Annotated in this window: 19 protein-coding genes and 1 tRNA gene; 2 read left to right on the forward strand and 18 right to left on the reverse strand. The window is 59.7% G+C overall.

The genetic code is table 11. From position 1 onward, the window contains the following. Nucleotides 1-23: 23 nt before the first annotated feature. The 12 genes from K290_RS0122090 to K290_RS0122145 form a co-directional block, all read right to left on the reverse strand. Nucleotides 24-677, reverse strand: coding sequence for a protein-L-isoaspartate(D-aspartate) O-methyltransferase (locus K290_RS0122090; protein WP_028753882.1), 654 nt, complete (start codon nt 675-677; stop codon nt 24-26). Then, nucleotides 674-1,447 (reverse strand): 5'/3'-nucleotidase SurE, encoded by a 774-nt coding sequence (gene surE, locus K290_RS0122095; protein WP_028753883.1) that lies wholly within the window; start codon nt 1,445-1,447, stop codon nt 674-676. The genes K290_RS0122090 and surE overlap by 4 nt, the downstream gene beginning before the upstream one ends. 71 nt (nt 1,448-1,518) lie before the next feature. Then, the gene (gene serS, locus K290_RS0122100) at nt 1,519-2,802 is read right to left on the reverse strand and encodes a serine--tRNA ligase (RefSeq protein WP_028753884.1); all 1,284 of its coding nucleotides are present in this window, start codon (nt 2,800-2,802) and stop codon (nt 1,519-1,521) included. A 100-nt stretch (nt 2,803-2,902) separates the two neighbouring features. Further along, complete coding sequence (gene tatC / locus K290_RS0122105) at nt 2,903-3,730, reverse strand: twin-arginine translocase subunit TatC (RefSeq protein WP_028753885.1); 828 nt, start codon at nt 3,728-3,730, stop codon at nt 2,903-2,905. Continuing rightward, nucleotides 3,727-4,422 carry a Sec-independent protein translocase protein TatB gene (gene tatB / locus K290_RS0122110; RefSeq protein WP_028753886.1) on the reverse strand — a complete coding sequence of 232 codons (696 nt, stop codon included), beginning with the start codon at nt 4,420-4,422 and terminating at the stop codon, nt 3,727-3,729. Before tatB ends, tatC begins: the two co-directional genes overlap by 4 nt. A 55-nt stretch (nt 4,423-4,477) precedes the next feature. Continuing rightward, complete coding sequence (locus K290_RS0122115; protein ID WP_028753887.1) at nt 4,478-4,678, reverse strand: twin-arginine translocase TatA/TatE family subunit; 201 nt, start codon at nt 4,676-4,678, stop codon at nt 4,478-4,480. 248 nt (nt 4,679-4,926) lie between these two features. Then, on the reverse strand, nt 4,927-5,625 hold the full coding sequence (gene scpB, locus K290_RS0122120) for an SMC-Scp complex subunit ScpB (protein ID WP_028753888.1): 699 nt from the start codon (nt 5,623-5,625) through the stop codon (nt 4,927-4,929). Between the two features lie 38 nt (nt 5,626-5,663). After that, nucleotides 5,664-6,509 carry a segregation and condensation protein A gene (locus K290_RS0122125; protein WP_028753889.1) on the reverse strand — a complete coding sequence of 282 codons (846 nt, stop codon included), beginning with the start codon at nt 6,507-6,509 and terminating at the stop codon, nt 5,664-5,666. A gap of 24 nt (nt 6,510-6,533) precedes the next feature. Beyond that, a complete protein-coding gene (gene nagZ / locus K290_RS0122130) occupies nt 6,534-7,547 on the reverse strand; it encodes a beta-N-acetylhexosaminidase (RefSeq protein WP_028753890.1) in 1,014 nt (337 codons plus the stop codon). 112 nt (nt 7,548-7,659) lie between these two features. Next, complete coding sequence (locus tag K290_RS0122135; protein WP_028753891.1) at nt 7,660-10,518, reverse strand: SPOR domain-containing protein; 2,859 nt, start codon at nt 10,516-10,518, stop codon at nt 7,660-7,662. A 60-nt stretch (nt 10,519-10,578) separates the two neighbouring features. After that, nucleotides 10,579-12,339: an arginine--tRNA ligase gene (argS, locus tag K290_RS0122140; RefSeq protein ID WP_028753892.1), complete on the reverse strand. Its 1,761-nt coding sequence runs from the start codon at nt 12,337-12,339 to the stop codon at nt 10,579-10,581. Between the two features lie 54 nt (nt 12,340-12,393). Next, a complete protein-coding gene (locus K290_RS0122145; protein WP_028753893.1) occupies nt 12,394-13,611 on the reverse strand; it encodes a deoxyguanosinetriphosphate triphosphohydrolase in 1,218 nt (405 codons plus the stop codon). Nucleotides 13,612-13,924: 313 nt separating this feature from the next. On the opposite strand from K290_RS0122145, the gene erpA reads away from it, so the two are divergent. Both erpA and xth read left to right on the forward strand, forming a co-directional pair. Then, complete coding sequence (gene erpA / locus K290_RS0122150) at nt 13,925-14,257, forward strand: iron-sulfur cluster insertion protein ErpA (RefSeq protein ID WP_028753894.1); 333 nt, start codon at nt 13,925-13,927, stop codon at nt 14,255-14,257. Nucleotides 14,258-14,386: 129 nt separating this feature from the next. Then, nucleotides 14,387-15,178, forward strand: a complete 792-nt coding sequence (gene xth, locus K290_RS0122155; protein WP_028753895.1) for an exodeoxyribonuclease III — start codon at nt 14,387-14,389, stop codon at nt 15,176-15,178. Between the two features lie 10 nt (nt 15,179-15,188). Here the strand turns inward: xth and exoR are convergent, their stop codons facing one another. The 6 genes from exoR to K290_RS0122185 form a co-directional block, all read right to left on the reverse strand. Beyond that, nucleotides 15,189-15,992, reverse strand: a complete 804-nt coding sequence (gene exoR, locus K290_RS0122160; protein WP_028753896.1) for an exopolysaccharide production regulator ExoR — start codon at nt 15,990-15,992, stop codon at nt 15,189-15,191. Nucleotides 15,993-16,693: 701 nt separating this feature from the next. Further along, the gene (locus K290_RS0122165; RefSeq protein WP_028753897.1) at nt 16,694-17,947 is read right to left on the reverse strand and encodes an OmpP1/FadL family transporter; all 1,254 of its coding nucleotides are present in this window, start codon (nt 17,945-17,947) and stop codon (nt 16,694-16,696) included. Nucleotides 17,948-18,357: 410 nt separating this feature from the next. Then, the gene (locus K290_RS0122170; protein ID WP_028753898.1) at nt 18,358-21,201 is read right to left on the reverse strand and encodes a valine--tRNA ligase; all 2,844 of its coding nucleotides are present in this window, start codon (nt 21,199-21,201) and stop codon (nt 18,358-18,360) included. A gap of 120 nt (nt 21,202-21,321) precedes the next feature. Next, a complete protein-coding gene (locus K290_RS0122175) occupies nt 21,322-22,257 on the reverse strand; it encodes a PopZ family protein (protein ID WP_028753899.1) in 936 nt (311 codons plus the stop codon). A gap of 242 nt (nt 22,258-22,499) precedes the next feature. Next, on the reverse strand, nt 22,500-23,171 hold the full coding sequence (locus tag K290_RS0122180; RefSeq protein WP_028753900.1) for a protein-L-isoaspartate O-methyltransferase family protein: 672 nt from the start codon (nt 23,169-23,171) through the stop codon (nt 22,500-22,502). A 218-nt stretch (nt 23,172-23,389) separates the two neighbouring features. Then, nucleotides 23,390-23,463, reverse strand: a tRNA-Cys gene (locus tag K290_RS0122185). Nucleotides 23,464-23,612: the final 149 nt, after the last annotated feature.

The raw sequence follows: 23,612 nt of genomic DNA on the forward strand, positions 1-23,612 counted from the left end.
GGGATTTCAATCTAAATTAGGCCTCAAAGATAAGAGGCGAGCATCGGCACGATCGGCTGATAGGGAACGTCGAACAGTTCCTCGCGCTCGAAGCGGCTGCCTGTCTTGGTGAGACGCACCATGCGGCAAACATTGTCCGACTGTATCAAGGGCGCGATCATCGATCCGCCGGAAACCAGTTGCTCGGCAAAGAAGCGTGGCATGTTGGTGAAGGCTGAGGTCACCAGGATACGATCGAAAGTACCCTCACCCGGCATCCCGACGCTACCGTCAGCCTGGCGGATGATGACGTTGCGCAGGCCGAGCGTATCCATGCGCTGCTGCGCTGCCGTCGTCAAAGTCTTATAGCGGTCGACCGTCAGCACGCGCTCGACAATGCGGCCCATCACGGCGGCAGTGAAGCCGCTGCCGGTTCCGACCTCGAGAACGCGATGGCCAGGCTTAACCTTCAGGCTATGCAGAATGCGGACGACAAGATCGATGCCTTCCATGAAGGCACCGCATTCGATCGGAATCGTGCGGCTGGAATAGGCATCGTCGGCGAATTGCGGCGGCACAAAAGGTAGGCGCGGCGTCTGTTCGACGGCCGTCATCAGATCGATATCCAAAATGCCTTCGGCCCGCAGCCGCAGCACAACGGCTGCAAAGCCTTCCTTCTCGACCAAACGAGCTGTCAATCCGCTACTCCGTACCCGAGCGCCCGCGCCACGCGGTCTTGCGCCGAATAATCCGTCAAATCGAGTTTCAAAGGAGTTACCGAAATACGATTTTGTTTCAAGGCGTGAATATCCGTGCCCGGGCGAAACACGCCACTGCGTTCGCCAAAGCGCAACCAGTAATAGGGAAAGCCACGGCCGTCTGCCCGTTCCTCAACTTGGAGATTGAAGGCAAGATTGCCCTGCGCGGTGACTTCGGTGCCCGAAACCTCATCCGGCCGGCAGTTCGGGAAATTTAGGTTGAGAAAGGTGCTAGCGGGCAAGTCGATATCCATCAGCTTGCCGAGAAGCGTCGGCGCATGCGCCTCGACCACGTCCCAGGGCACGACGCGTGTCCCATTCTCGTGCACATAGGCCTGGCTCAACGCGAAGGAGCGCACGCCCTGCAGCGTACCTTCGATCGCGCCGGCGATCGTGCCGGAATAGGTGACATCGTCGGCGACGTTGGAGCCGGAATTGACCCCCGAGAGCACGAGGTCCGGCTTGATGTCCATGACCTGGCGGATACCCATGATGACGCAATCCGTCGGCGTGCCGCGCAGCGCATAATGCTTGTCGGAGACCTTGCGCAGACGCAAGGGTTCCGAAAGGCTCAGCGAATGGGCAAGGCCGCTTTGATCGGTCTCCGGCGCAACGATCCAGACATCGTCGGACATGGTGCGGGCGATGCGCTCCAACACGGCCAGTCCTTCGGCATGAATGCCGTCGTCATTGGTCAGAAGTATCCGCATTGCCCCCACCGCTCAAAACATGACCCCGAAAAGTGCGAAGCGGTTTTCGGACAAGATCATGTCACGTCAAATCAGGCTGCGCGCTCGATTCTCTTCAGACCACCCATATATGGCAGCAGTGCGTCCGGAACAGTCACCGAACCATCCTCGTTGAGATAATTCTCGACGACGGCGATCAGGCAGCGGCCGACGGCGGTGCCAGAACCGTTCAGCGTGTGCACGAATTTCGTGCCCTTGTCGTCCTTGCCGCGATAGCGGGCATTCATGCGCCGCGCCTGGAAATCGCCGCAGACGGAGCAGGAGGAAATTTCGCGATAGGTATCCTGTCCCGGCAGCCAGACTTCCAGATCGTAGGTCTTCCGGGCGCCGAAACCCATGTCGCCGGTCGACAGCGTCATGACACGGTAATGCAGGCCAAGGCGCTTCAGCACTTCCTCGGCGCAGGCGGTCATGCGCTCGTGTTCGGCAATCGAGCTTTCGGCATCGGTGATGGAGACGAGTTCGCATTTCCAGAACTGGTGCTGACGCAGCATGCCGCGCGTATCGCGTCCGGCCGAACCGGCCTCCGAGCGGAAGGATGGCGTCAGGGCCGTGAAACGCAGCGGCAGCTTTTCCTGATCGAGGATCTCGCCGGAAACGAGATTGGTCAGCGAAACCTCCGCCGTCGGGATCAGCCACCGACCGTCCGTGGTCCTGAAGGAATCCTCGGCAAATTTCGGCAGCTGGCCGGTTCCGAACATCGCCTCATCGCGCACCATCAGCGGTGCGCTGACTTCGGTGTAGCCATGCTCGCCCGTATGAAGATCCAGCATGAATTGGCCGAGCGCCCGTTCCAGGCGCGCAAGCTGCGAGGTCAGCACGGTGAAACGCGAGCCGGAAAGCTTGGCGGCGCGCTCGAAATCCATGTAGCCGAGCGCTTCGCCGATCTCGAAGTGCTCCTTCGGTTTGTGATTCCAGGTGGGCTTGGCGCCCCAGGCGTGCTTGACGACGTTGTCGTGCTCGTCCTTGCCGACCGGCACGTCATCGAGCGGAATATTGGGAATGCGCGACAGGGCCTCGTTGAGTTCGGCCGTCAGCACGCGCTCTTCTTCTTCCGCTGCCGGCAGCGATATCTTGATCTCGGCGACTTCCGCCTTCAGCTTTTCGGCCAGTTCGGTGTTCTTCTGCGCCATGGCCGCACCGATTTCTTTCGAAGCGGCGTTGCGGCGGGACTGCATATCCTGGACGGATTGGATGACGGAGCGGCGCTTCTCGTCGAGCGCAATGAGGCTTTGCGACAAAGGCTCGGCCCCGCGCTTGGCAAGCGCTGCATCCAAAGCCTCGGCATTCTCACGAATCCATTTGATATCAAGCATCGTCGTTCCAGGTCGTTGCACATGAGCATAGCTCCGACCGAGATTTCGGTCGGAGATCGAACCGGCAAAACCCTATGAAAAGACGATGCAGACCTGCCGCTCAGACACTATCCGTCTTGGCGACATCGGACGTCTCGCCACTCTCCTCGAGCGCTTGCCGGGCACGCTGGCGTTCCACGAGTCGCGCCGCGTAGATGGAAATCTCGTAGAGAAGGATCGTCGGCAGCGCAAGGCCGATCTGGGACATCGGATCCGGCGGCGTCAGCACGGCGGCGACGATGAAGGCGAAGACGATGGCGAACTTGCGCTTTTCCGCCAGCCACTGCGAGGTCAGCAGGCCGACACGTGCAAGCAGTGTGGTGATGACCGGGAGTTGGAAAACAAGACCGAAGGAAAAGACCAGCGTCATGATGAGGCTCAGATATTCCGAGACCTTCGGCAGCAATGCGATGCCAACCTGACCCTCGGCAGGCGTCTGCTGCATCTTCAGGAAGAACCACATGACCATGGGGCAGAAGAAGAAATAGACCAGCGCCGCGCCCATCAAGAACAGGACGGGCGATGCAATCAGGAACGGCAGGAAGGCGGCGCGCTCGTTCTTATAGAGGCCGGGTGCCACGAATTTGTAGATCTGAGCGGCAATGATGGGAAACGCGATGACCAGCGCGCCGAACATGGCGACCTTCACCTGCGTGAAGAAAAACTCCTGTGGCGCGGTATAGATCAACTCGGCCTTGGCGAGATCGAGATGGGCCCAGACAACAGCCCATTTATAGGGGTAGACCAGATAGTTGAAGAGATGCTTGGCAAAGGCGAAACAGCCGATGAAGGCAATGAAAAACGCCACCAGCGACCAGATCAGCCGCGTGCGCAATTCCATGAGGTGTTCGATAAGCGGCTGCGGCTTATCGTCGATGTCACCCGTCATGCCTGGTCCTTCTTCTTAGGCGTTGTTTTGCTCACGGTTGGACGCTTTCTGGGAGCGGCAGCGGCGGCAGGAGCATCGGCAGTGGCCGCTGCAACCTTGCGAGGCGCCCGCTTCGGCTTTTCCGCGACAACCGACGTGTCGACCAGCGCGGCGGCGACATCCTCCGTTTTGGCCGGCGCCTTTACCCGAGGCCTGCGAACGGTTTTAGGCTTTGCAGGCACTTCGGCGACGACAGCCGTTTGCGGCGGCGCCACCGGCGCGGGCGAAACGACCGGCGCGGCCTCACTGACAGCAGGGGCGATCGGGGCAGCAGGAGCGATCGGAGGCATTTCCGGCAGTCCCATGGATGGCTCGGAAACAGCTTCCGCCGGCGTCGATGTTGCCGCAGCGGGCGTCGAACGCTGCAGGTCCGCCTTGATCTCATTGCCCATCTGCCGCAACGGGTTCATTGCCTCCCGCAAGGAATTGACGGGATTGAGCTTTTGCGCATCGGAGATCGTCTGGCGCACGTCGTCCAGCTCCGCCTCGCGCATGGCCTCATCGAATTGTGCGCGGAACTCGCCCGCCACTTTTCGCGCCCGCGCCGTCATCTTACCGATTGTCCGCAACGTTGCCGGCAGTTCCTTAGGGCCAATGACCACAAGCGCCACGACAGCGATAACCAGCAGCTCAGACCAGCCTACGTCGAACATGAAAAGGCTCCTGGGGCGACAGCGAGCATCTCAGCCCCCTGCGCACCCGACATGATTATTTCGATTCGTCGGCCTTGTGTTCAACCGTGCGGGACGTCGTCTGCGACGGCGTCTCTTCCTCGTCGTTCATGCCTTTTTTGAAGCTCTTGATGCCCTTGGCTACGTCACCCATAAGCTCCGGGATCTTTCCACGGCCGAACAACAACAGCGCGATGGCCAGGACAATCAGCCAGTGCCATATGCTTAGAGAACCCATTGCGATAACTCCCAATTTCAACGTCATCCCGATGTAAGACGTTTACAGATGTTTTTCAAACACCAAAATGTACTGCATCGGCGCACATGGGGATAGCGAGCGCCAAAGCCACGGCCGAGCATCTCCAACTAGGGAGAACGACTTCTATATTCGCATCCGCTAATGGCAAAAGCGAGACTTGACATCACTGCCTGGAAAAAAGCTTTACCATAGCCGAACGGGCCGCGGATGCGCCGGGAGCGCTCGCTTTAGTCGTCCGAAGCGCCGCCCGGCGCCAAAAGACCGAGTTCCTCCAGATCCAGTTGCGTGATCGGATCTTCGTCCTCAGTCAATTCGTCGCTCATCAATGGCGACGGAACGTTGAAATTGGCAGGAATACGGCCTGAAAGCAGCCCTGCCCCCTTCAATTCTTCGAGACCGGGCAAATCCCGCAGCTCTTCCAGCCCGAAATGGTCGAGAAAATCCCGCGTGGTGCCCAGCGTCACCGGCCGGCCCGGGGTGCGCCGGCGGCCGCGAAAGCGCACCCAGCCGGATTCCATCAGCACGTCCAGCGTCCCCTTGGACGTCTGCACACCTCTGATATCTTCGATCTCGGCGCGCGTCACCGGCTGGTGATAAGCAATGATGGCAAGGACTTCGAGCGCGGCGCGAGAGAGTTTCCGCACCTCGTTGTCATCGCGGCGGATGACGAAGGAAAGATCGGCGGCCGTGCGAAACGCCCAGGCGCCGTCGACCTGTATCAAATTGACGCCGCGCGTCGCATAATCAGCCTTCAGGCGCTGCATGACGGAGCGGACATCGACGCCGCGTGGAACGCGATCGGCGATAAAGCCTTCCGACACCGGCTGGGCAGAGGCGAAGACCAGGGCCTCCGCGATGCGTTCGGCCTCTCCAATGCGATGCGCATCGATCGCTGGGGCTGTCGCCGCAGCCGCTTCATCATCCATGCGGTGATCGTCGTCCGGGCCGTTCACATTCGCTCCTGTTATTCCGCCGCCTCGAGTTCCATATGGTTCGGCCCGCGGCGCATATAGAGCGGCTGGAAGGCGCCCTCCTGGCGAATTTCCAGCTTGCCCTCGCGCACAAGCTCCAGCGAGGCGGCAAAAGCGCTCGCAATGGCGGTGACCCGCTCGCTCGCACTGGTCATATAGTCCAAAAGATAGTGTTCCAAAACCGTCCAGTCGGTGATCTCGCCGATCATGCGGCTGAGGATGGTACGGGCATCGACCAGCGACCAGACGCGGCGGCGCTCGATCGTTACCTGCGTAATCGCCTGGCGCTGACGCAATCCGGCATAGGCGGTCAGAAGATCGTAAAGGCTGGCCTCATAGGCCGATTGGCGACGGTCGGGAATATGTTCGGGCGCGCCACGGACGAAGACATCGCGGCCGAGACGATTGCGATTGACAAGGCCGGTCGCCGCGTCTCGCATGGCTTCCAGACGCTTCAGCCGGAAAGCGAGCGTCGCGGCCATTTCTTCGCCGGTCGGACCGTCTTCCTTGCTCTGTTGCGGAATAAGCAGCTTCGATTTGAGATAGGCGAGCCAGGCGGCCATGACCAGATAGTCGGCGGCAAGCTCGATGCGGATGCGACGGGCGCGCTCGATGAACAACAGATATTGCTCGGCGAGCGCCAGCACGGAGATACGCGACAGATCGACCTTTTGATTGCGGGCAAGATGCAGCAGAAGGTCGAGCGGGCCTTCGAAGCCGGCAATATCGACGACCAGTGCCGGCTCATGCATGCCGCGCTCGGTGCCATTGTCTTGCCACAGCTTGTCCATCGGCGCTTGCGCCTGCGGGCTCTTTTCCGTGCCGTCCACCTTGTTCACCCGTCAGATCCCTGGAGTTCGGTCCTATGCTACTGCAAACATCGCGTCGAATTCGGCGCGGATCGAAGCCTCGTCGGCGCCGTCATTGCGGCCAAAAGCCGCCTCGACCGCTTTCGCGCGCGCCAGCGACGCGCCGGTCAATGCCGGAACATTGCACACCACCTGCCGCATCTCATCCATGACGCCGTTGCAATGCAGCACGATATCGCATCCGCCCGCAACAATATTCGTCGCCCGCTCACCGATTGTGCCGGCAAGCGCGTTCATCGAGGTATCGTCTGACAGCAGCAGTCCCTGGAAACCGATGTGGCCGCGGATGATCTCGTCGATGACCTTGCGCGACGTGGTCGCCGGATTGGCAGGATCAATGTCGGTAAAGACGACATGGCAGGTCATTGCCATCAACTCGTCCTTGAGCGCCACAAAGGGCGGAAAATCATGCCCCTCCAGCTCCGCGCGCGGAACCGTGACAACCGGCAATTCATGATGCGAATCGGCAAAACCGCGGCCATGGCCCGGCATGTGCTTCATCACCGGCAGCACGCCGCCGGCCTTGAGGCCTTCGGCGGCCGCGCGTCCCATCTCCGTCACCGTCACCGGATCGCCGCCATAGGCGCGATTGCCGATAACGTTGCTCGAACCTTCGACCGGAACATCGAGCACCGGCAGGCAATCGACATTGATGCCGAACTTCAGGAGATCGAAAGCATGCAGCCGCGACATCAGCCAAGCGGCGCGCAGGCCGCGCTCACGGTTCTGGCGGTAGATATCGCCCAGCGCCTGACCGGACGGATAGTGCGGCAGGATCGGCGGGCGGATGCGCTGCACCCTGCCCCCTTCCTGGTCGATCAACACCGGCGCATCGCGGCCGACGCTGTCGCGCAACGACGCGACCAGATCGGCGATCTGCGCAGGCTCGGAAATGTTGCGTCCAAAGAGAATAAAGCCCCATGGCTGTTCCGACTGATAGAAGGAACGCTCTTCGGGCGTGATGGAATGGCCGCTACAGCCGAGGATCATGGATTTTGATTCGGTCATGTTCGAATCATAAAGGCCGCCTCGCAAAATGCGAATAACCTCGAACCGAGATACACAAAAGAAAACGGCGAGCCTTAGCCCGCCGTTTCCACAATCGTTCAGCCTTGATCTCCTACTTCGAGATCAGGCAGGTGCCGCCGGCGGCGCGGTAACGCTGGCAGAGGTCGGCGGCTTCATCCTTGGAGCCGGCGACGACGCGGACGCGATAATAGGTGCCTTTACCGGCGATGTCGGCCTTGCGAATTTCGAGCGGGTGACCACCGATGACGCTGGCGAACTTGGCCTTCAGATTGGCCTGCGACTTCTGCGCCTCCGCCTCGGACGGCAGCGAAGCGATCTGCACGCCGTAAGCCCCGCCAGCACTTGCCGACGCAGCCGGAGCCGCCTGGGTGGCAGCCGGGCTTGCCGACGCAACCTGCTGAGGCTTCGGCTGAGCCTGAACCGGATGAGCGGCAGCGCCATTGTTCGCGGCAGCGGCGACAACAGCGGGCCTTGCTGGCTGCTGCACTGGACGCGATGTCGGAACAGGGGTTGTCTTCACGACACGGATCGGCGTGCTTTCGGCGCTGGCCGAGTCGCCATCATCGGGTTGGGCGGCGGCGGGCTGCGAGGCCTGTGCATCTGCCGTCGACGGACGGAGATCGGCGGAGGCGACCTGATTGCCGACCGGCGGTTTCACGGCGGGCGTCTTCGGCGTTGAAGCAGGAGAAGCTGCCGTCGTTGTATTGTCGACAGCCGGTTCCTCGCGAGCAACGAGTGAGCCATCCGGCTTGACGATCATGGTGCGCACCTTCCGCGGCGACACCGACGGAACCTGGGCATCGTCGTTGGCAGCGGTATTGGCATTGTTGCCGTTCTGATTCGGCAGCAAGCGGGGATCCTCGGTTTCGCCGACAGGCGTCGGTGTGACCTGATCGTCGCTACCGTCGTCAGGCGACACAGCTTCGGGGATCAAAGTCTTCTGAACGACATCCACCGGCTGTTCGTTGGAGGAAACCAGTTCCTTCTGCTTCGGTGCCGCGGTGCTGTCGCCAGCGACGCGGTCGTAGACGGCCTTGTCCTGATTGGGAACCACCGTGCCGCCCGGATTTTCCGGAGCGACTTTGACCGGATCGGCATCGGCGGTGATGACGCGCGGCTCGCCGGAGAAGCTCGAAATCGGCGAACCGTGGCGAACCCAGCCGTAGATACCATAGGCGCCAAGACCCAGAACTGCGATGACGGCAGCGGCAGTTGCCATGCCACGGAACGAGCGCGCCGGACGACGGCCGGCTACAGCCGCCGGATTCAGCGTCATGCGGGCAACGTTCTCGACCGGGGTGGACGCTTCACGGTAGCTGCGGCGGAAGTCCTCTTCCAACGCCCGTTCGAACTCGTCGAACTCTTCGGCAGGTTGTTTGGCCGTCGGAGCGGGTTTTGCTGCCGCATTCTTGGACCAGGACGGAGCCATCGAAGCGCCGCCGAGCGCGGCTACAGCAGCCGGCTTGATCGGCTCGGGGGCCGCTTCCTTAGCTGACGTGCCGAACAGGCTTGCCATCTCCGAGTCGATATCGAAATCATATTCCGGCGGCACCACGATCGGCTCTTCCGGCTCGACCGGCGGCAGGTTCGGAACATGGGAGCCTTCGAAATTCTCGACACGCTCTTCGGTATCGGAGATTTCGGACGGATCGAATGGCAGAGCCTGGTCGGCATCGAGAACAGGCGCAGCCTTGCGTGCCATCGGCGCTGCCGCCACGGCAGCCGGCTGAACCGGACGCTGCGGCCCCGGTTCCTGACGCGGGGACTGCATCACGCCGGGCGCAGCTGCTGCGGCAGCCATCGCAACGGGAGCAGCCAGAGGAGGCGCCATCGGCGTCGCCCGGGAGACAACTGGAGCAGGCTGCGGCGCAGCCATGGGAGCAGGCGCAGGCTGAAGAATCGGAGCAGATTTGCTCGTTTCGGCAAAATCGAGTTCGGCAAGTTCCATCTCGATATCCGCGAGATCGAACTCGAAGTCCTGGCCGGCGAAGGGATCATCGGCCTCCAGAGTAATCGGTTTCGGCTCTTCGTGCTGCGGAGCCGCAGCAACGGGAGCAGTCACGACTGCAGCGGGGACGGGCACAGGTGCTGGAGGGGCCTTGGGCTGCGAGTCGAAAATATCGAAGCTCGGCTCAACCTTCGCCTCCGGCGCAACGCCTCTCACGGGAACCGGATAGCGGTCGACATCGGCCAGCAGATCGTCGATTTCGGCGGAAAGAGCCGCAGGATCCATGGGGACCGGCGCGACGGGCTCCAGCGCCTTGGCGAACGCCGCATCCGATTGCGCGGCGATGGGGCGGGACTGAGGGGCGTCCTGCATCATCGGCAGGTCGAAATCGAATGCCGTTTCGACAGGAGGCTGCGCCTGAACAACGGACTGAGCGACCGGAGCTTGCGCCACAGGCTTTGCCTGCGACGGAGCCGCGACGGTGAAATTGGCAAGCGGCAGCCGCACGGTGGCGGCGGCGGACTGCGGTGTAGGCGCAGGCTTCGGAGCCGGAGCTGACGCCTGCGGGGCAGGAACAGGCTGCGGAGTCGGCGCGGGCTGCAAGGCCGGCGCGATCGACATTTCAAGTTCGTCGATCAGATCGCGCGCACCGACCACCGGTTTGGCCGGGGCCACGGGCTGCGGCAATTCGACAAACTGGGGTTCAGTGCGCACCGGCTCTGCCGGATGCGAAAGCTGAGCTTCGCCGGCAAAAGGCTGATCTTCCGGCGAGACCGGAATGTCATCAGCAGGACTCAAACGTGGCGCATCATAACGCTCGAATTCCCGCAAAAGCTCGTCTTCGAGATCGAAGGCCGGCTCTTGCCGCTGGGCTGCGGGCGCCGCCTGGGCGGCAGGCCGCGGCTCGAAACCGACGATGCGGGCGAGTTCGGCAAGCGGATCATCATCCGCAAAGAACTCGTCGTTTCCGCTTGCGCGATACGCCAACTGTTTTTCTGCCATCACCCAATCCACTCGCAAACACTACAGATATGCCAGCGCAATGTGGGCAAATGGTGACGTTTATCGCATTTCATCCGGTGCTGCGGTCCCGGTTATACCAAGACCTGACTTCAAAACCGACGCGACAGCGTACACCAGCCCAAGTCTGGCAATGCTTAATTCTCGGTTCTTATCGTTAACAAATCGTAATTCAGGTAAATCTTTACCTTTATTCCAATGTCCGTGGAAGGAACTTGCCAGATCGTAAAGATAAAAAGCGATGCGGTGGGGCTCCTGCGACAGTGCTGCAGCCTCGACGATTCGCGGGAATTCCGCAATCTTGGCAATCAACTGTAATTCCGCTGGATCGGAGATCACGCCGCTAACCGCTTTCGCCAGATCCAGCGAGGCGACATCGAGATCGGGGAAGGCTTCCTTCGCCTGCCGGAAGACCGACATGCAGCGTGCATGTGCATATTGCACGTAGAAAACCGGATTGTCCTTGGACTGTTCGGTCACCTTGGCGAAGTCGAAGTCCAGAGGCTCTGAATTTTTCCGGTACAGCATCATGAACCGCACGGAATCGCGGCCGACCTCGTCGACAACGTCGCGCAGCGTGACGAAATCGCCCGAGCGCTTCGACATCTTAACCGGCTCACCATTCCGGAACAGCTTGACGAGCTGGCAGAGCAGCACCGTCAGCTTGGCCTGACCATCCGAGACGCCACGCGCCACTGCTTCCAGCCGCTTGACGTAGCCGCCATGGTCGGCGCCGAGAATATAGATCATCTCGTTGAAGCCGCGGTCGAACTTGTTCTTGAAATAAGCGACGTCGGCGGCGAAATAGGTATATGAACCGTCAGACTTGATCAGCGGCCGATCGATATCATCACCCACTTCCGTCGAACGGAACAAGGTCTGCTCGCGATCTTCCCAATCTTCCGGCAATTGTCCCTTCGGCGGCGGCAGCGCACCCTTGTAGACGTATCCCTTGAAGGTCAGGTCGTTGATCGCGGTGCGGATCAGCGCCGCGCCGTTGGCGTGCAACGTCCGCTCCGAGAAGAAGACATCATGATGGACGTTCAATGCCTCAAGGTCTGAACGGATCATCGCCATCATCGCATCGATCGCACGCTCCTTGATGATCGGCAGCCACTGGTCTTCAGGCATGCTCCGAAGCTTGGTGCCGAACTCCTTTGCCAGCGCTTCACCGACCGGAACAAGATAGTCGCCGGGATAGAGACCCGCCGGGATATCGCCGACCTGCTCGCCAAGCGCCTCGCGGTACCGGAGGAAGACCGACCGCGCCAGCACGTCGATCTGCGAGCCGGCGTCGTTGATGTAATATTCCTTGGTGACGTCATAGCCGGCAAAGCCAAGCAGATTCGCCAGCGCATCGCCGACGACCGCGCCGCGGCAATGACCGACATGCATCGGCCCCGTCGGATTGGCAGAGACATATTCGACATTGACCTTCTGGCCGGCACCCAGGGTCGAGCGCCCGAATTTCTGTCCTTCGGAGATCATCGTCGCCAGCAGGCGCTGCCAATAGCCGACCGAAAGGCGAATATTGATGAAGCCGGGGCCGGCTACCGAAACCTCGGCAACATCGGCATCTTCCTTCAGCTTGGTGATGATGATCTCAGCGAGCGAGCGCGGATTGGTGCCGAGCGGCTTCGACAGCACCATCGCAGCGTTGGTGGCGACATCGCCGTGGCTGGGGTCTCGCGGCGGCTCCACGCCGACACGACCGAAGTCAAGTTCGGATCGCTTTTCTTTCACAATATCAATTTGTTCAAGAGCGTTCTTAATTCTGACTTCGAAATCGGTGAAAAGATTCATCATAGTGTCCACGCATAGCTTGGGCAGGCCCTGTCGGCCCGACGCCGCCGCTGCCTACCGCAAATCGGGAGTCTGGTCAAACAAACGCCTGTGGGCGCTGATGGCATAGGTATCGGTCATCCCGGCCAGATAGTCCCCGACATGGCGAGCCTTGGCGGCAACAGCGAGCCCGGCAATATGATCGACCCAATAATGGCTCTGCATCTCCTTGGGATTGTCCATATAGGCATGGAAGAGATCCGTGACGATCTGTGCTGCGCCGGCGCGGATGCGCATGATATCCGGATGGCGGTAGATGCGTTTGAAGAGCATCTGCTTGATCTGTTTGTCGGTCTCGGCCATTTCCGGAGAGAAGGTGGCGATGATGCGACCGGCGGCGCGGATATCGGCGACGCTCTCCGGTCTGATCTCGCTGAGCGCTTGCTGTGCAACGGAAATCACGTCTTCCACCATGCGGGTGATTTGCCGACGCATGATCTCATGCGTGAAGCGACTCGGCTCCAGATGCGGATAGAGCGCCCTCACCTCGGCCATCAGCGCCGAAAGAAATGGTATCTCCTCCAGCATTTCGAAATTCAGATAGCCGGAGCGCAGGCCGTCATCGATGTCATGCGTATTGTAGGCGATATCGTCGGCGATCGCCGCGACCTGTGCCTCCAGGCTGGCGAAGGTCGCGATTTCGAGATCGTGGATTTCGCAATAATCGAGAATCGGCTGCGGCACCGGACCGCGCGTGCCCTGGCCATCTGATGTCAGCAGCGGACCGTTGTGCTTGACCAGCCCCTCCAATGTTTCCCAGGTGAGGTTCAAGCCATCGAATTCGGCGTAACGCCGCTCGAGCTTCGTCACAATGCGGAGCGATTGCGCATTGTGGTCGAAGCCGCCATAGGGCAGCAGCATTTCGTGGAGCGCGTCTTCACCGGTATGGCCAAAGGGGGTGTGACCGAAATCATGGACGAGCGCCACGCCTTCGGCCAAATCCTCGTCGAGCTTCAGCGCACGCGCCAAGGCGCGTGCGATCTGCGCTACCTCGATCGTATGCGTCAGACGCGTACGGTAGTGATCGCCATCCTGCGCGATGAAGACCTGCGTCTTATGCTTCAGCCGCCGAAAAGCTGTCGTATGGACGATGCGGTCGCGGTCGCGCTGGAAATCCGAGCGCGTCGGGCTCGATCCCTCTTCGTAAAGCCGTCCACGCGATTCCCTGGGATCAGTCGCATAAGCAGCCCGCTCGCCATAACCGAAACCCAATGCATGCCTGTCGATCGTCATTATCCATCCATTCCGGCTTCAGAGCGCCGCATTCGATTGAATGCGCAAAGGCCGCTCCATTCCTTTAAGTCCAAAGCATCGTCTCCGCATTTTGATGATGCCATTCCAATACGGGATGCTCTGGCCCATTGACGCCGCTTTACGGCCTTCATACCTATACCGGAGAGAAACAGCAAAATGGCGCATGGCTCCACCATGTAACCATAGCTGTCACCCGTTGTACTTTCATGATAAAGGCTATGGATATCAGCCGTTTGAAAGTGGAACGGCCCATTTGGTTCTCTCCGGATCTTGACCCCGGCAGGAGGAAGGCATGACTGAGACAAGTGTAACCCTATCGGACGCAGCGGCAAAGCGAATCGCCGCAATCGTCAGCGCCGAGGCCGGCAAGCGAGCGCTTCGCGTCGCGGTCGAAGGCGGCGGCTGTTCCGGCTTTTCCTATAAATTCGATCTTGTCGACGGACCGCAAGACGATGATGTCGTGGTCGAAAAAGGCAACGCTACGGTGCTGATCGACCAATTGTCGCTGGTCTACATGGCGGGCTCCGAGATCGATTTCGTCGACAATCTGCTCGGCCAGTCCTTTCAGATCAAGAATCCGAATGCGGTCGCAAGCTGCGGCTGCGGCACGAGTTTTTCGATCTGACGCTCCTCTTTTCCACAAGTTGACAACCGGCCGGAAGCTGTTGCTTTACGGCCGGTTTTCGTTCGGACGGGTGGCCAAGGCCGTTTGCTGCGGATAAAAGAAAACCCGAAGCAGAGGAGCCATCCCTTCATGAAGATCGCCACCTGGAACATCAACGGCGTCAAGGCGCGTATCGAGAACCTGTGCCAGTGGCTGAAAGACTCCGATCCCGACATCGTTTGCCTGCAGGAGATCAAGACGGTCGATGAAGGCTTTCCGCGCTTCGAGATCGAGGCGCTCGGCTATCACGTCGAAACGCATGGTCAGAAGGGGTTCAACGGCGTGGCGATCCTTTCCAAGATCAAGCCTGATGAAGTGACCCGTGGTTTGCCCGGCGATGAGGCCGATGAACAGGCGCGCTTCATCGAAGCGGTGTTTTCCGTGCCGGAACAGGGCGTGCTTCGCGTCTGTTGCCTTTATCTGCCGAACGGCAATCCAATCGATACGGAAAAATATCCCTACAAGCTCGCATGGATGGAGCGCCTGCGAAAATTCGCAATCAGCCGCCTGGAACTGGAGGAGCCGACCATCCTTGCCGGCGACTACAATGTCATTCCGGAGCCGCATGATTGTTTCGATCCGAAGGTCTGGGAAAACGACGCGCTGTTCCTGCCGCAAACCCGCCAAGCTTTCCGACAGCTCGAACATCTCGGCTTCACCGATGCGGTGCGCGCCACCACCGATGCGATCAAGCTCTATTCTTTCTGGGATTACCAGGCGGGGGCCTGGCCAAAGAACAACGGCATCCGCATCGATCATCTGATGCTATCGCCGGAGGCAGCCGATCGCCTGACCTCAGCCGCAATCGAAAAGCATGTGCGCGCCTGGGAAAAACCGTCGGACCACGTTCCGGTCATCGCGCATTTCGATTTCCGAATCTGAAAATCGGCGATTATTCGGCGCCGGCGACATCCAGTTGATGCGCCATGGAAACGGCAACACGGCGATCATCCTCATTGGCGATCGAGAAGGCCTGCTCCTGCAGGTCTTGCATCCACGCACAATCCTTCGGCTTGCACTTATCGAGCGCCGCCGTCATGAAGGCGAGGCCGCGCACGGACTGGCCTTCCTGGAAGAGAATATTGCCGAAGACGGCCATTGCACCGGGATGGCCGCTCTTGCGGGCCTGATTCAGCCACTTCTTGGCCTGCTGCACATTGGCCGCGCCACCCTCACCCGCCAGCATCATCTGCGCGAGTTGAAACTGCGCCTCCGGAACACCGAAGGTCGACGCGACCTGGAAATAGAGCTGGCGTGCCTGATTGAGATCGATCTTGACCGGGCTGTTTGCAATGCCGGTCTTATAATAATTGGCGAGCGCGAGCAGCGCGTTGATGAAGAAGCCGGTGTCTTCGGAGCCGGGCTCCACGCCCTGCTGGGCGATCTCGCTATAGATTTTGAAGGCCTCGAAATCGTCCTGTGTGACGCCATCGCCGTCGGCATACATATTGGCCAGCGCCCAACGCGAGCCGGTGTGGCCCTTCTCGGCGGCGTAGCGATAGGCTTCAACCGCCTCTTCCTTCTGGCCGTTCTTATAGGCCCGAAAGCCGAATTTGAAGAGATCGAAAGGCCCCGATTCCTTGGTGACACCCGCATTGATGTCGAATGCCAGGGCCTGGCCTGCGAGCGCCACCGATGTGGCAAGCGACAGGCTGAGCATCATCATTCTCGCTGATATGAACTCGGACTTAAACATAACAGTCGATTTCTTTCGCTCCATTCGCATCCGCAACGGTGATCCCATATGCACCGTAAGATCTGCGAATGTATTCCCTACCGGCGCGCGAACCAGCGACATCCCTTAAGGAAGCCTGCCGGGTACCAGCCCAACGCCGTTCGCCACATTTCCAAACGTAGTCTGAAATTATGTCCAAACGAGCATCCACGCTGACACGATCACATATCGCTCTTGAAACAGTCCGCCGCTTCACTGTCGAAAGAGAGAGGCTTGCGATTGCACGAGTTTCGGATTCCTTCGGGAAACAATGCATTTCCGGCTGCGTCGTGAACGCCGTCGCTCCGATCCCGGATTGCTTTTTTTCTTGAAGTGTAAACTGACCCATCAACCGTTTACGCACTTTCCACCAAGGCTTGCCCCTTTGCCCGTATAATCGCTGCTCCCCATTTGTGGCGGGAAATGGACAAATTGGGCGCCGGAGACACGCCTGTAATCTGTTGAAATAAAGTGTTGCTGAATCGTCACAAAGAGTTTGCCGATCTTGACGTTCCGTTAACCACGAAACGCTAGGCGGGACGGTTTTGCGGGTCGCATGTGGAAATTGCCTGGCACTGAACCTGGTATTAAAACGCCGCGAGACCGAAAGGACTCGCGGCGCGGGAATCGCTGGAAGCAATAAGGATCAGACCTCGAAACCTGCTTCAGCTCAATGGTTTACCTCAGAATCTGACCTTCATCGATGTCGACAGCGCAGCGACCAAATCGTTGCCGAAGCTATAGGTCGCGTCATCGCCATAGGTGATGCCATTGGAGGTGACTTCGCCGGATTTGCCGCTGGTCAGCAGGCCCAGCGCGCCGGCAAAGGTGAACTCGACATGCTCAGTGGGCTTATAGGAAAGACCGGCGCCAAGCGTCCAGGTGTCCGAGCTCAAGCCGTAACCCTGGCTGGTGCCGCGATCCCAGCTCAAGCTGAGCGCACCGCTCCATTGGTCGTTGAACTTGTGGCCGACGCCGCCGGTGATCGTCCAGCCATCCTGATAGAGCAGATCGAGCGAGGTGAGCTCAGTCGCGCCGCCCGTATGGCAGGATATGCCACGCGTGGAGGTCGGGCAAAGCGCGATGCTCTGCAGAACGCTCCAGTTGGTCCATTTGACCGAACCGAAGGCCAGCCAGTCCGGCGCGATGCCGCTCTGGACTTTCCATTCCAGCGAGTCCGGCGCATCGGCCGAACCGAAGACGGAGGTGGCTTTGCCGAAGAACGCGCGAACGGGCGGCAGTTCCGTCAGATCGACAGTGCCCTTGAGGTTATCGTATTTGACCCGGCTGTTATAAACGAGGCTGGTACGAAGGGCGTATTCAGGGATCTCATAAGCGAGACCGGCGCGCCAGCCCCAGCCATGGCCATCGACATCCAGCGAGCCGACACCATCATAGACCGCGGAAAACGGAGCCGGAACAACGGAAACCAGGCGCGATTTGTAGCCGCTGACCTCCTGATAGAAGCCACCGCCGATCAGGCGCAGTTGACCCGGACCGGCATCGAACTTGTAGGAGCAGGTGGCCGCGTAATTGTGCGTACGCACCTTGGTTTCGATTTCATTGTTGGCGCCAGCCCAGTTCAAACCCGGATTGGTATGGGCGCCGAACGGCTCGGAATAATCCGCCATGCAATCGATGTCGTCGGTGATCCCGATCTTGAAGCCGATATAGGGTACGGCGTAATTTTCGGTGGCATCGACCGAATGCGGGCGTCCGTTGAGGTTGCCATCGGCCGGATTGATATCTTTTGCATTCTTCAGCTTACGATCAGGCATCACATAGGTCACGCCGGACTCAAAAACGTAACGCCCCTTATCGAAAAGTAGATCGATATCGTAGCCGGCCCGATCCAGCCCACCCGCGAAAGCGGCGCTGGCGAATGACGAGCCGATAACGAATGCAAATGCGCCCCTCAGCGCAATACGAAATGCCATTGTGTCTCCCCCACTTGCGTATTCATTGATTGGATTGTTGCGACGATCACCCGAATTGGCAATGCGACGCCGGCTATCCACAATGTTGCGACATATTGACTGACTTACGTAAGAAAGTGATCTGCACGCCCAATCACAGCCAAGTTTAGGCATTTTTGCTTCTCTGTTGTTTACCAGGGGCCCTAGGTAGATTTTTATTCCTCACGGCAACAGTTCTGTTACAATCTGACAACAGTCTCGCTTTTCAAGAAACCCTACCAATTTAGGGGTAGCCTCTTTTGCCTGCGCGAAGCTGGAGCAGGTTAAAAAGCGACGCTTTTTTTTGATGCTTACCATCGAATCAGTAATAAAAAGAAAAGGGCACGCTGCCTTTCGCCGCGTACCCTTAAAATAAGATTGTTACAGGTTCTTCAGCCGGCTTCGCTGACCCTTTCAAGCGCCACCTTGAGACTCGAAAGTTGGCCTTCGAGTTCGCTCAAGCGCTCGCGCTCGGCAGCGACGACGTCCGGATTGGCATTGGCGACGAATTTCTCATTTGAGAGCTTGCCGACGATGCGGGCGATCTCCTGTTCGTTCCTGGCGATCCCCTTTTCAAGACGCGCCTTTTCAGCAGCGAGGTCGATGAGATTACCGAGCGGCAGGCAGGCGGTCGCTTCACCGACGATGATCTGTGCCGCGCCTTTCGGTGCGGTGTCGGCAAGCGAAATCGTCTCGACGCGCGCCAGCCGCTTGATTGCCGCGTCATGACGGAACAGCCGTTCGCGCGTCAGGCTATTGGCGCCGACGAGCACCAGAGGTGCGGTGGCGGCCGGAGGCACGTTCATTTCCGAACGCACGGAGCGCAAACCTGAGACAAGATCGATCAACCAGTTGATCTCATCGGCAGCGACATCGTCGGCATAGGAAGGTGCCGGCCAATCGGCATGGCAGATCAGACCGTCGCGTTCCCTGCCCTCGCCTGCCGTATGCGCCCACAGCTCCTCCGTCATGAAGGGCATGAAGGGATGCAGCAGCTTGTAGGTTTCCTCGAGAACGTAGGCGGCGCAGGATTGCGCCTCCGCCTTGGCGTTCTCATCGTCACCATTGAACACGGGCTTCAGCAGTTCGAGATACCAGTCGCAGAACTGGTTCCAGATGAAGCGATAGAGCGAGCCGGCGGCATCGTTGAAGCGATAGGCTTCCAACGCTTCGGTAACGTCCCGCTCTGTCCGGGCTAGTTCGGTCAGGATCCAGCGGTTGATCGTCAGCTCGGCAGCTTCCGGCACGAAATGCGGATCGCTCTTGGCGCCGTTCATCTCGGCGAAGCGCGTGGCGTTCCACAGCTTGGTGCCGAAGTTACGGTAGCCGGCGATGCGGGCGGGATCGAGCTTCACGTCGCGGCCCTGCGCCGCCATGATCGCCAGGGTAAAGCGCAGCGAATCGGCGCCGTACTGGTCGATCAGTTCGAGCGGATCGATGACGTTTCCCTTGGATTTCGACATCTTCTGCCCGTTCTTGTCCCGCACCAGGGCGTGAACATAGACCGTGTGGAAGGGTTCGACGGCTTCGCCGTTTTCGTCTTCCATGAAATGCAGGCCCATCATCATCATACGGGCGACCCAGAAAAAGATGATATCGAAGCCGGTGACGAGCACATTAGTCGGATAGTAACGCGCCAGTTCCGGGGTCTGATCCGGCCAGCCGAGCGTCGAGAACGGCCAGAGCGCCGAGGAGAACCAGGTGTCGAGCACGTCTTCGTCGCGCGTCAGGATTTCGCCCGGCCTGAAGTTTTCCAGCAGGTCCTCGACATAGGCCTTCATCGGCCCTTCATGCGACAGATAGTGCTGGATAGCGGCCTGTAGCGCCTCTTCTTCCGTCTTTTCGACGAAGACCTGACCATCCGGGCCATACCAGGCCGGAATCTGGTGGCCCCACCAGAGCTGGCGGGAAATGCACCAGGGCTGGATGTTCTCCATCCAATCGTAATAGGTCTTGTCCCAGCTCTTCGGGACGAGCTTGGTGCGACCCTCGCGAACGGAGGCGATCGCCGGTTCGGCAAGCGTCTTGGCGTCGACATACCATTGTTCGGTCAAACGCGGTTCGATCGGAACGCCGCCACGGTCGCCATGCGGGATGGTATGCTTGTGCGGCTCGATCTTATCGAGCAGACCGGCCTCTTCGAGAATGCGGACGATGATCTTGCGGGCTTCGAAGCGATCCTTGCCCTCAAGCTCATCCCAGGCGCCGTGCAGCGCCGCCGGATTATCCAGACCTTCGAGGAAATCCTCGTTGTCCTTGATGGTGATCCGGGCATCGGGCGTCATAATATTGACGACGCGCAATCCGCGACGCCGGCCGACATCGAAGTCGTTGAAATCATGCGCCGGCGTCATCTTCACGGCGCCGGTGCCCGCAGTCGGGTCCGGATATTCGTCGGCAACGATCGGGATGCGCCGGCCGACGATCGGCAGGATAACATGCTTGCCGACAATTGCCTTGTAGCGCTCGTCACTCGGATGAACGGCGACGCCGGTATCGCCGAGCATGGTCTCCGGACGGGTGGTGGCAACGACGAGATAGTCGCGGGTTTCCCATTCCGTCGGCTTGCCTTCTTCATTGAAAGCGATCGGATGCTGATAGGTGACGCCTTCCTCGAGCGGATAGCGCAGATGCCAGAGATGGCCGCTGACCTCATGCTGTTCGACTTCGATATCCGAAATTGCCGTCAGCATTTTCGGGTCCCAATTGACCAGCCGCTTGTCGCGATAGATCAGGCCTTCCTTGTAAAGCGTGACGAAGACTTCAAGAACTGCCTTTGACAGACCCTCGTCCATGGTGAAGCGTTCGCGCGACCAGTCGCAGGAAGCCCCGAGGCGCTTCAACTGGTTGAAGATCAAGCCGCCAGATTCCGCCTTCCAGTCCCAGACCTTTTCGATGAAGGCTTCACGGCCCATGTCGCGGCGGCCAGGCTGCTGCCTCTCCATCAACTGCCGCTCGACCACCATCTGCGTCGCGATGCCGGCATGGTCCATACCCGGCTGCCAGAGCACATCCTTGCCGCGCATGCGCTCGAAGCGCACCATGATGTCCTGCAGCGTATTGTTCAGCGCATGGCCCATATGCAGCGAACCCGTGACGTTCGGCGGCGGGATGACAATTGCAAAGGTTTCCGCGCCAGGCTTGGCGTTCGCACCGGCGCGAAACGCGTCGGCCTCATCCCATTTCTGGGCGATCTTCGGTTCGACGGCGGCGGAATCATAAGTTTTGTCGAGCATTTGGGGACCGGATCTGGAGGGTTCGGTGGATGCGGGTTGTAAATAGGATGGCCGCGGGCAAGTCAATAAAAAAGCCGCCCCGAAAGCCGGAGCGGCAGCCGTCTACCGGAGCTCTGGCTGTCAGCGGCGCGGGCCGCGGGCCACTCGTTCGATTTCTTCGCGCACGAGACGCTCGACGAGAGTCGGCAGATTGTCGTCGAGCCATTCCTGCAGCATCGGCCGCAGCATTTCCTGGGCGATCTCGTCAAGCGAACGGCGCTCGCTGCCATCAATGGCCGCAGCCAGCTCGTCGAAGGAGCGCGCAACCTGCGCGCCGGCCGATTCCGACATGAGCGAGGATGTCAGCTCAGCCTGCACTTGCGGCAGGTACCGATCAGCGATTGCCGCAGACGGCGGCTGTGGCGGCTGATTGAAAATCGGCATCTCGACCGGCGCGGCCGCGGCAGGGGCAACGGCCGCCTTGCGCTCTTCCATCGGTTCAGGCTGCGGTTCAACCTTCACTGGGGATACCGAGGCCTCCGCAAGAAGGGCGGCTGCGGGCGCGGTGACGACCGGCGAGGTAATCACCGGCGCGGGCGCTTCGGCGATCGCGCTGCGCAAAGGCACCTCGGCGACCGGTTCGACACGCGCCTCGGCAAGACGTGCGACCATGGCCGGCGGCAATTCGCGCAGTTGCGGCGCTTCGCGCGCCGAATTCAGTTGCGCGGCATTGCGCTCGGAGGCGGCGCGAACGCGCGCGGCAACATCGGCGAGCGACAGGGTGCGGGGTGATGTTTCCGGCTCGCGCGCCGGAGCCTGCGAATTGGCGGCGACGAAACGCGGATCAGGCATGGCGACGGCGGTCGGCGATACCTCATCCATATCAGCAGCAACAAATTGGTCATCGACAGTCAGGTGGATATCGTCATCCTGCTCATCGTCGGCAATGGTATAAACAGCAGGCAGGGACGGCGAAATGGACTTGCCGGCGCCGGGCTCGTTGCTTTCGATGATCCGGCGAATCGACGCCAGAATCTCTTCCATGGACGGTTCACGCACTACACTTGGCTGAGCCATATTCATCCCCGTTTTCCCAAACAACGACCGGATTCTTGCCAAAGCAGCGCCCGAATCGGCGCTAGCGTAGAATACTACCCTTGGGAAAAAAATCACCGCGGCAGCAGTAAGCCATCTGATGCACAGTTTTGTTACGGTGGCTGCGAATCACCTGATATTGTGGACTTATCCAACGATAATGCCCAACGAAAAACGGGCGCCCGAAGCGCCCGTCTCAAAGAATGGTTCAACCGCACAACCGGTCAGAAAACGAATTCCTTGGCTTTGGCAAAGCCGGGCAGCGGCTTGACCGAAGCGTTAAAGAAGACGTTTTCGGAAAGGGCGCCGCGCTCGCGTCTGAAGACGGTGGCGCGCGCAGCATGGCCATAGCCGAGGACCACGATCAGCCGACCACCTTCGCCGAGTTGATCAAGAAGCACTTGCGGCACCTCTTGGACCGAACCGTTGACGAAAATCACGTCATACGGGCCATTGGCGGCATAACCCTTTTCCAGCTCGCCGATGACGACCGTCACGTTTGCCTGGCCGAGCACGGCGAGATGCGCCTTGGCCTCAGCGGCCAGCGCCTCGTCGGATTCGAGCGCGATGACCGTGCCTGCAAGGATCGAAAGCAGCGCCGAGACGTAACCGGTGCCACAGCCAACGTCGAGAACCTTGTCGTCCTTGGTGATCTCACCGAGTTGCAGGAGCTTTGCCAGCGGCGAGGCTTCCATCAGGAAGCGCGCCGGCTTGCCCGCAGCCGCAGGGCTGACCTCGATGTCATTATCGATATACGCCAGGAGCTTCGACCTCTCCGGCACGAAATTCTCGCGCGCCACCGTCAGAAACGCATTCAACACGGAATGGGAGGTGACATCCGTCGTGCGGATCTGGTTCTCGACCATTTTCACGCGTGCTGCTTCGAAATCCATCATATCCTCTCGCGCCCAAAGGCAAAGCCGGGTTGCTGCTATGCTCAGCGTGTCTTAATCGCGTGCGGCTGCGCTTTCAAGGCGTCGCAGCAACGGGCGCAGAAATTCATAATAATGCGTCGCGGCGCGACAACAGCCGTTTCTTTACGGCGCAGCTCAACCGCTTTCTCGGCGTCAGCCGACCAACGCCGTGGATGCATCAAGCTCAATAGAAGGGAATTTGGAGGCCTCGCCCGGAATCGAACCGGGATTCAAGGATTTGCAGTCCTCTGCGTAACCACTCCGCCACGAGGCCATCCGATTTGTAAAGGCGAGTGATGGCGGGCGTTTAGAACGAATCTTAGTGGAGCGCAAGACCTATCGCGGCTGATGATCAAATAACTTGGTTTCTAACCCATGCGGGCCGCAAGGCGCCGCCAAACCTTAACAATTTATTAGCGCAAG

This window comes from Rhizobium leucaenae USDA 9039, from assembly GCF_000426285.1.
GTDB classification, from domain to species: domain Bacteria; phylum Pseudomonadota; class Alphaproteobacteria; order Rhizobiales; family Rhizobiaceae; genus Rhizobium; species Rhizobium leucaenae.

Coding starts and splice junctions, on each gene's coding strand:
- argS (WP_028753892.1), bottom strand. CDS start 12,339: ATGAATCTTTTCACCGATTTCGAAGTCAGAATTAAGAACGCTCTTGAA.
- K290_RS0122165 (WP_028753897.1), bottom strand. CDS start 17,947: ATGGCATTTCGTATTGCGCTGAGGGGCGCATTTGCATTCGTTATCGGC.
- surE (WP_028753883.1), bottom strand. CDS start 1,447: ATGCGGATACTTCTGACCAATGACGACGGCATTCATGCCGAAGGACTG.
- scpB (WP_028753888.1), bottom strand. CDS start 5,625: ATGGATGATGAAGCGGCTGCGGCGACAGCCCCAGCGATCGATGCGCAT.
- K290_RS0122115 (WP_028753887.1), bottom strand. CDS start 4,678: ATGGGTTCTCTAAGCATATGGCACTGGCTGATTGTCCTGGCCATCGCG.
- K290_RS0122145 (WP_028753893.1), bottom strand. CDS start 13,611: ATGACGATCGACAGGCATGCATTGGGTTTCGGTTATGGCGAGCGGGCT.
- xth (WP_028753895.1), top strand. CDS start 14,387: ATGAAGATCGCCACCTGGAACATCAACGGCGTCAAGGCGCGTATCGAG.
- K290_RS0122180 (WP_028753900.1), bottom strand. CDS start 23,171: ATGATGGATTTCGAAGCAGCACGCGTGAAAATGGTCGAGAACCAGATC.
- tatC (WP_028753885.1), bottom strand. CDS start 3,730: ATGACGGGTGACATCGACGATAAGCCGCAGCCGCTTATCGAACACCTC.
- K290_RS0122135 (WP_028753891.1), bottom strand. CDS start 10,518: ATGGCAGAAAAACAGTTGGCGTATCGCGCAAGCGGAAACGACGAGTTC.
- erpA (WP_028753894.1), top strand. CDS start 13,925: ATGACTGAGACAAGTGTAACCCTATCGGACGCAGCGGCAAAGCGAATC.
- tatB (WP_028753886.1), bottom strand. CDS start 4,422: ATGTTCGACGTAGGCTGGTCTGAGCTGCTGGTTATCGCTGTCGTGGCG.
- K290_RS0122170 (WP_028753898.1), bottom strand. CDS start 21,201: ATGCTCGACAAAACTTATGATTCCGCCGCCGTCGAACCGAAGATCGCC.
- exoR (WP_028753896.1), bottom strand. CDS start 15,992: ATGTTTAAGTCCGAGTTCATATCAGCGAGAATGATGATGCTCAGCCTG.
- K290_RS0122175 (WP_028753899.1), bottom strand. CDS start 22,257: ATGGCTCAGCCAAGTGTAGTGCGTGAACCGTCCATGGAAGAGATTCTG.
- nagZ (WP_028753890.1), bottom strand. CDS start 7,547: ATGACCGAATCAAAATCCATGATCCTCGGCTGTAGCGGCCATTCCATC.
- serS (WP_028753884.1), bottom strand. CDS start 2,802: ATGCTTGATATCAAATGGATTCGTGAGAATGCCGAGGCTTTGGATGCA.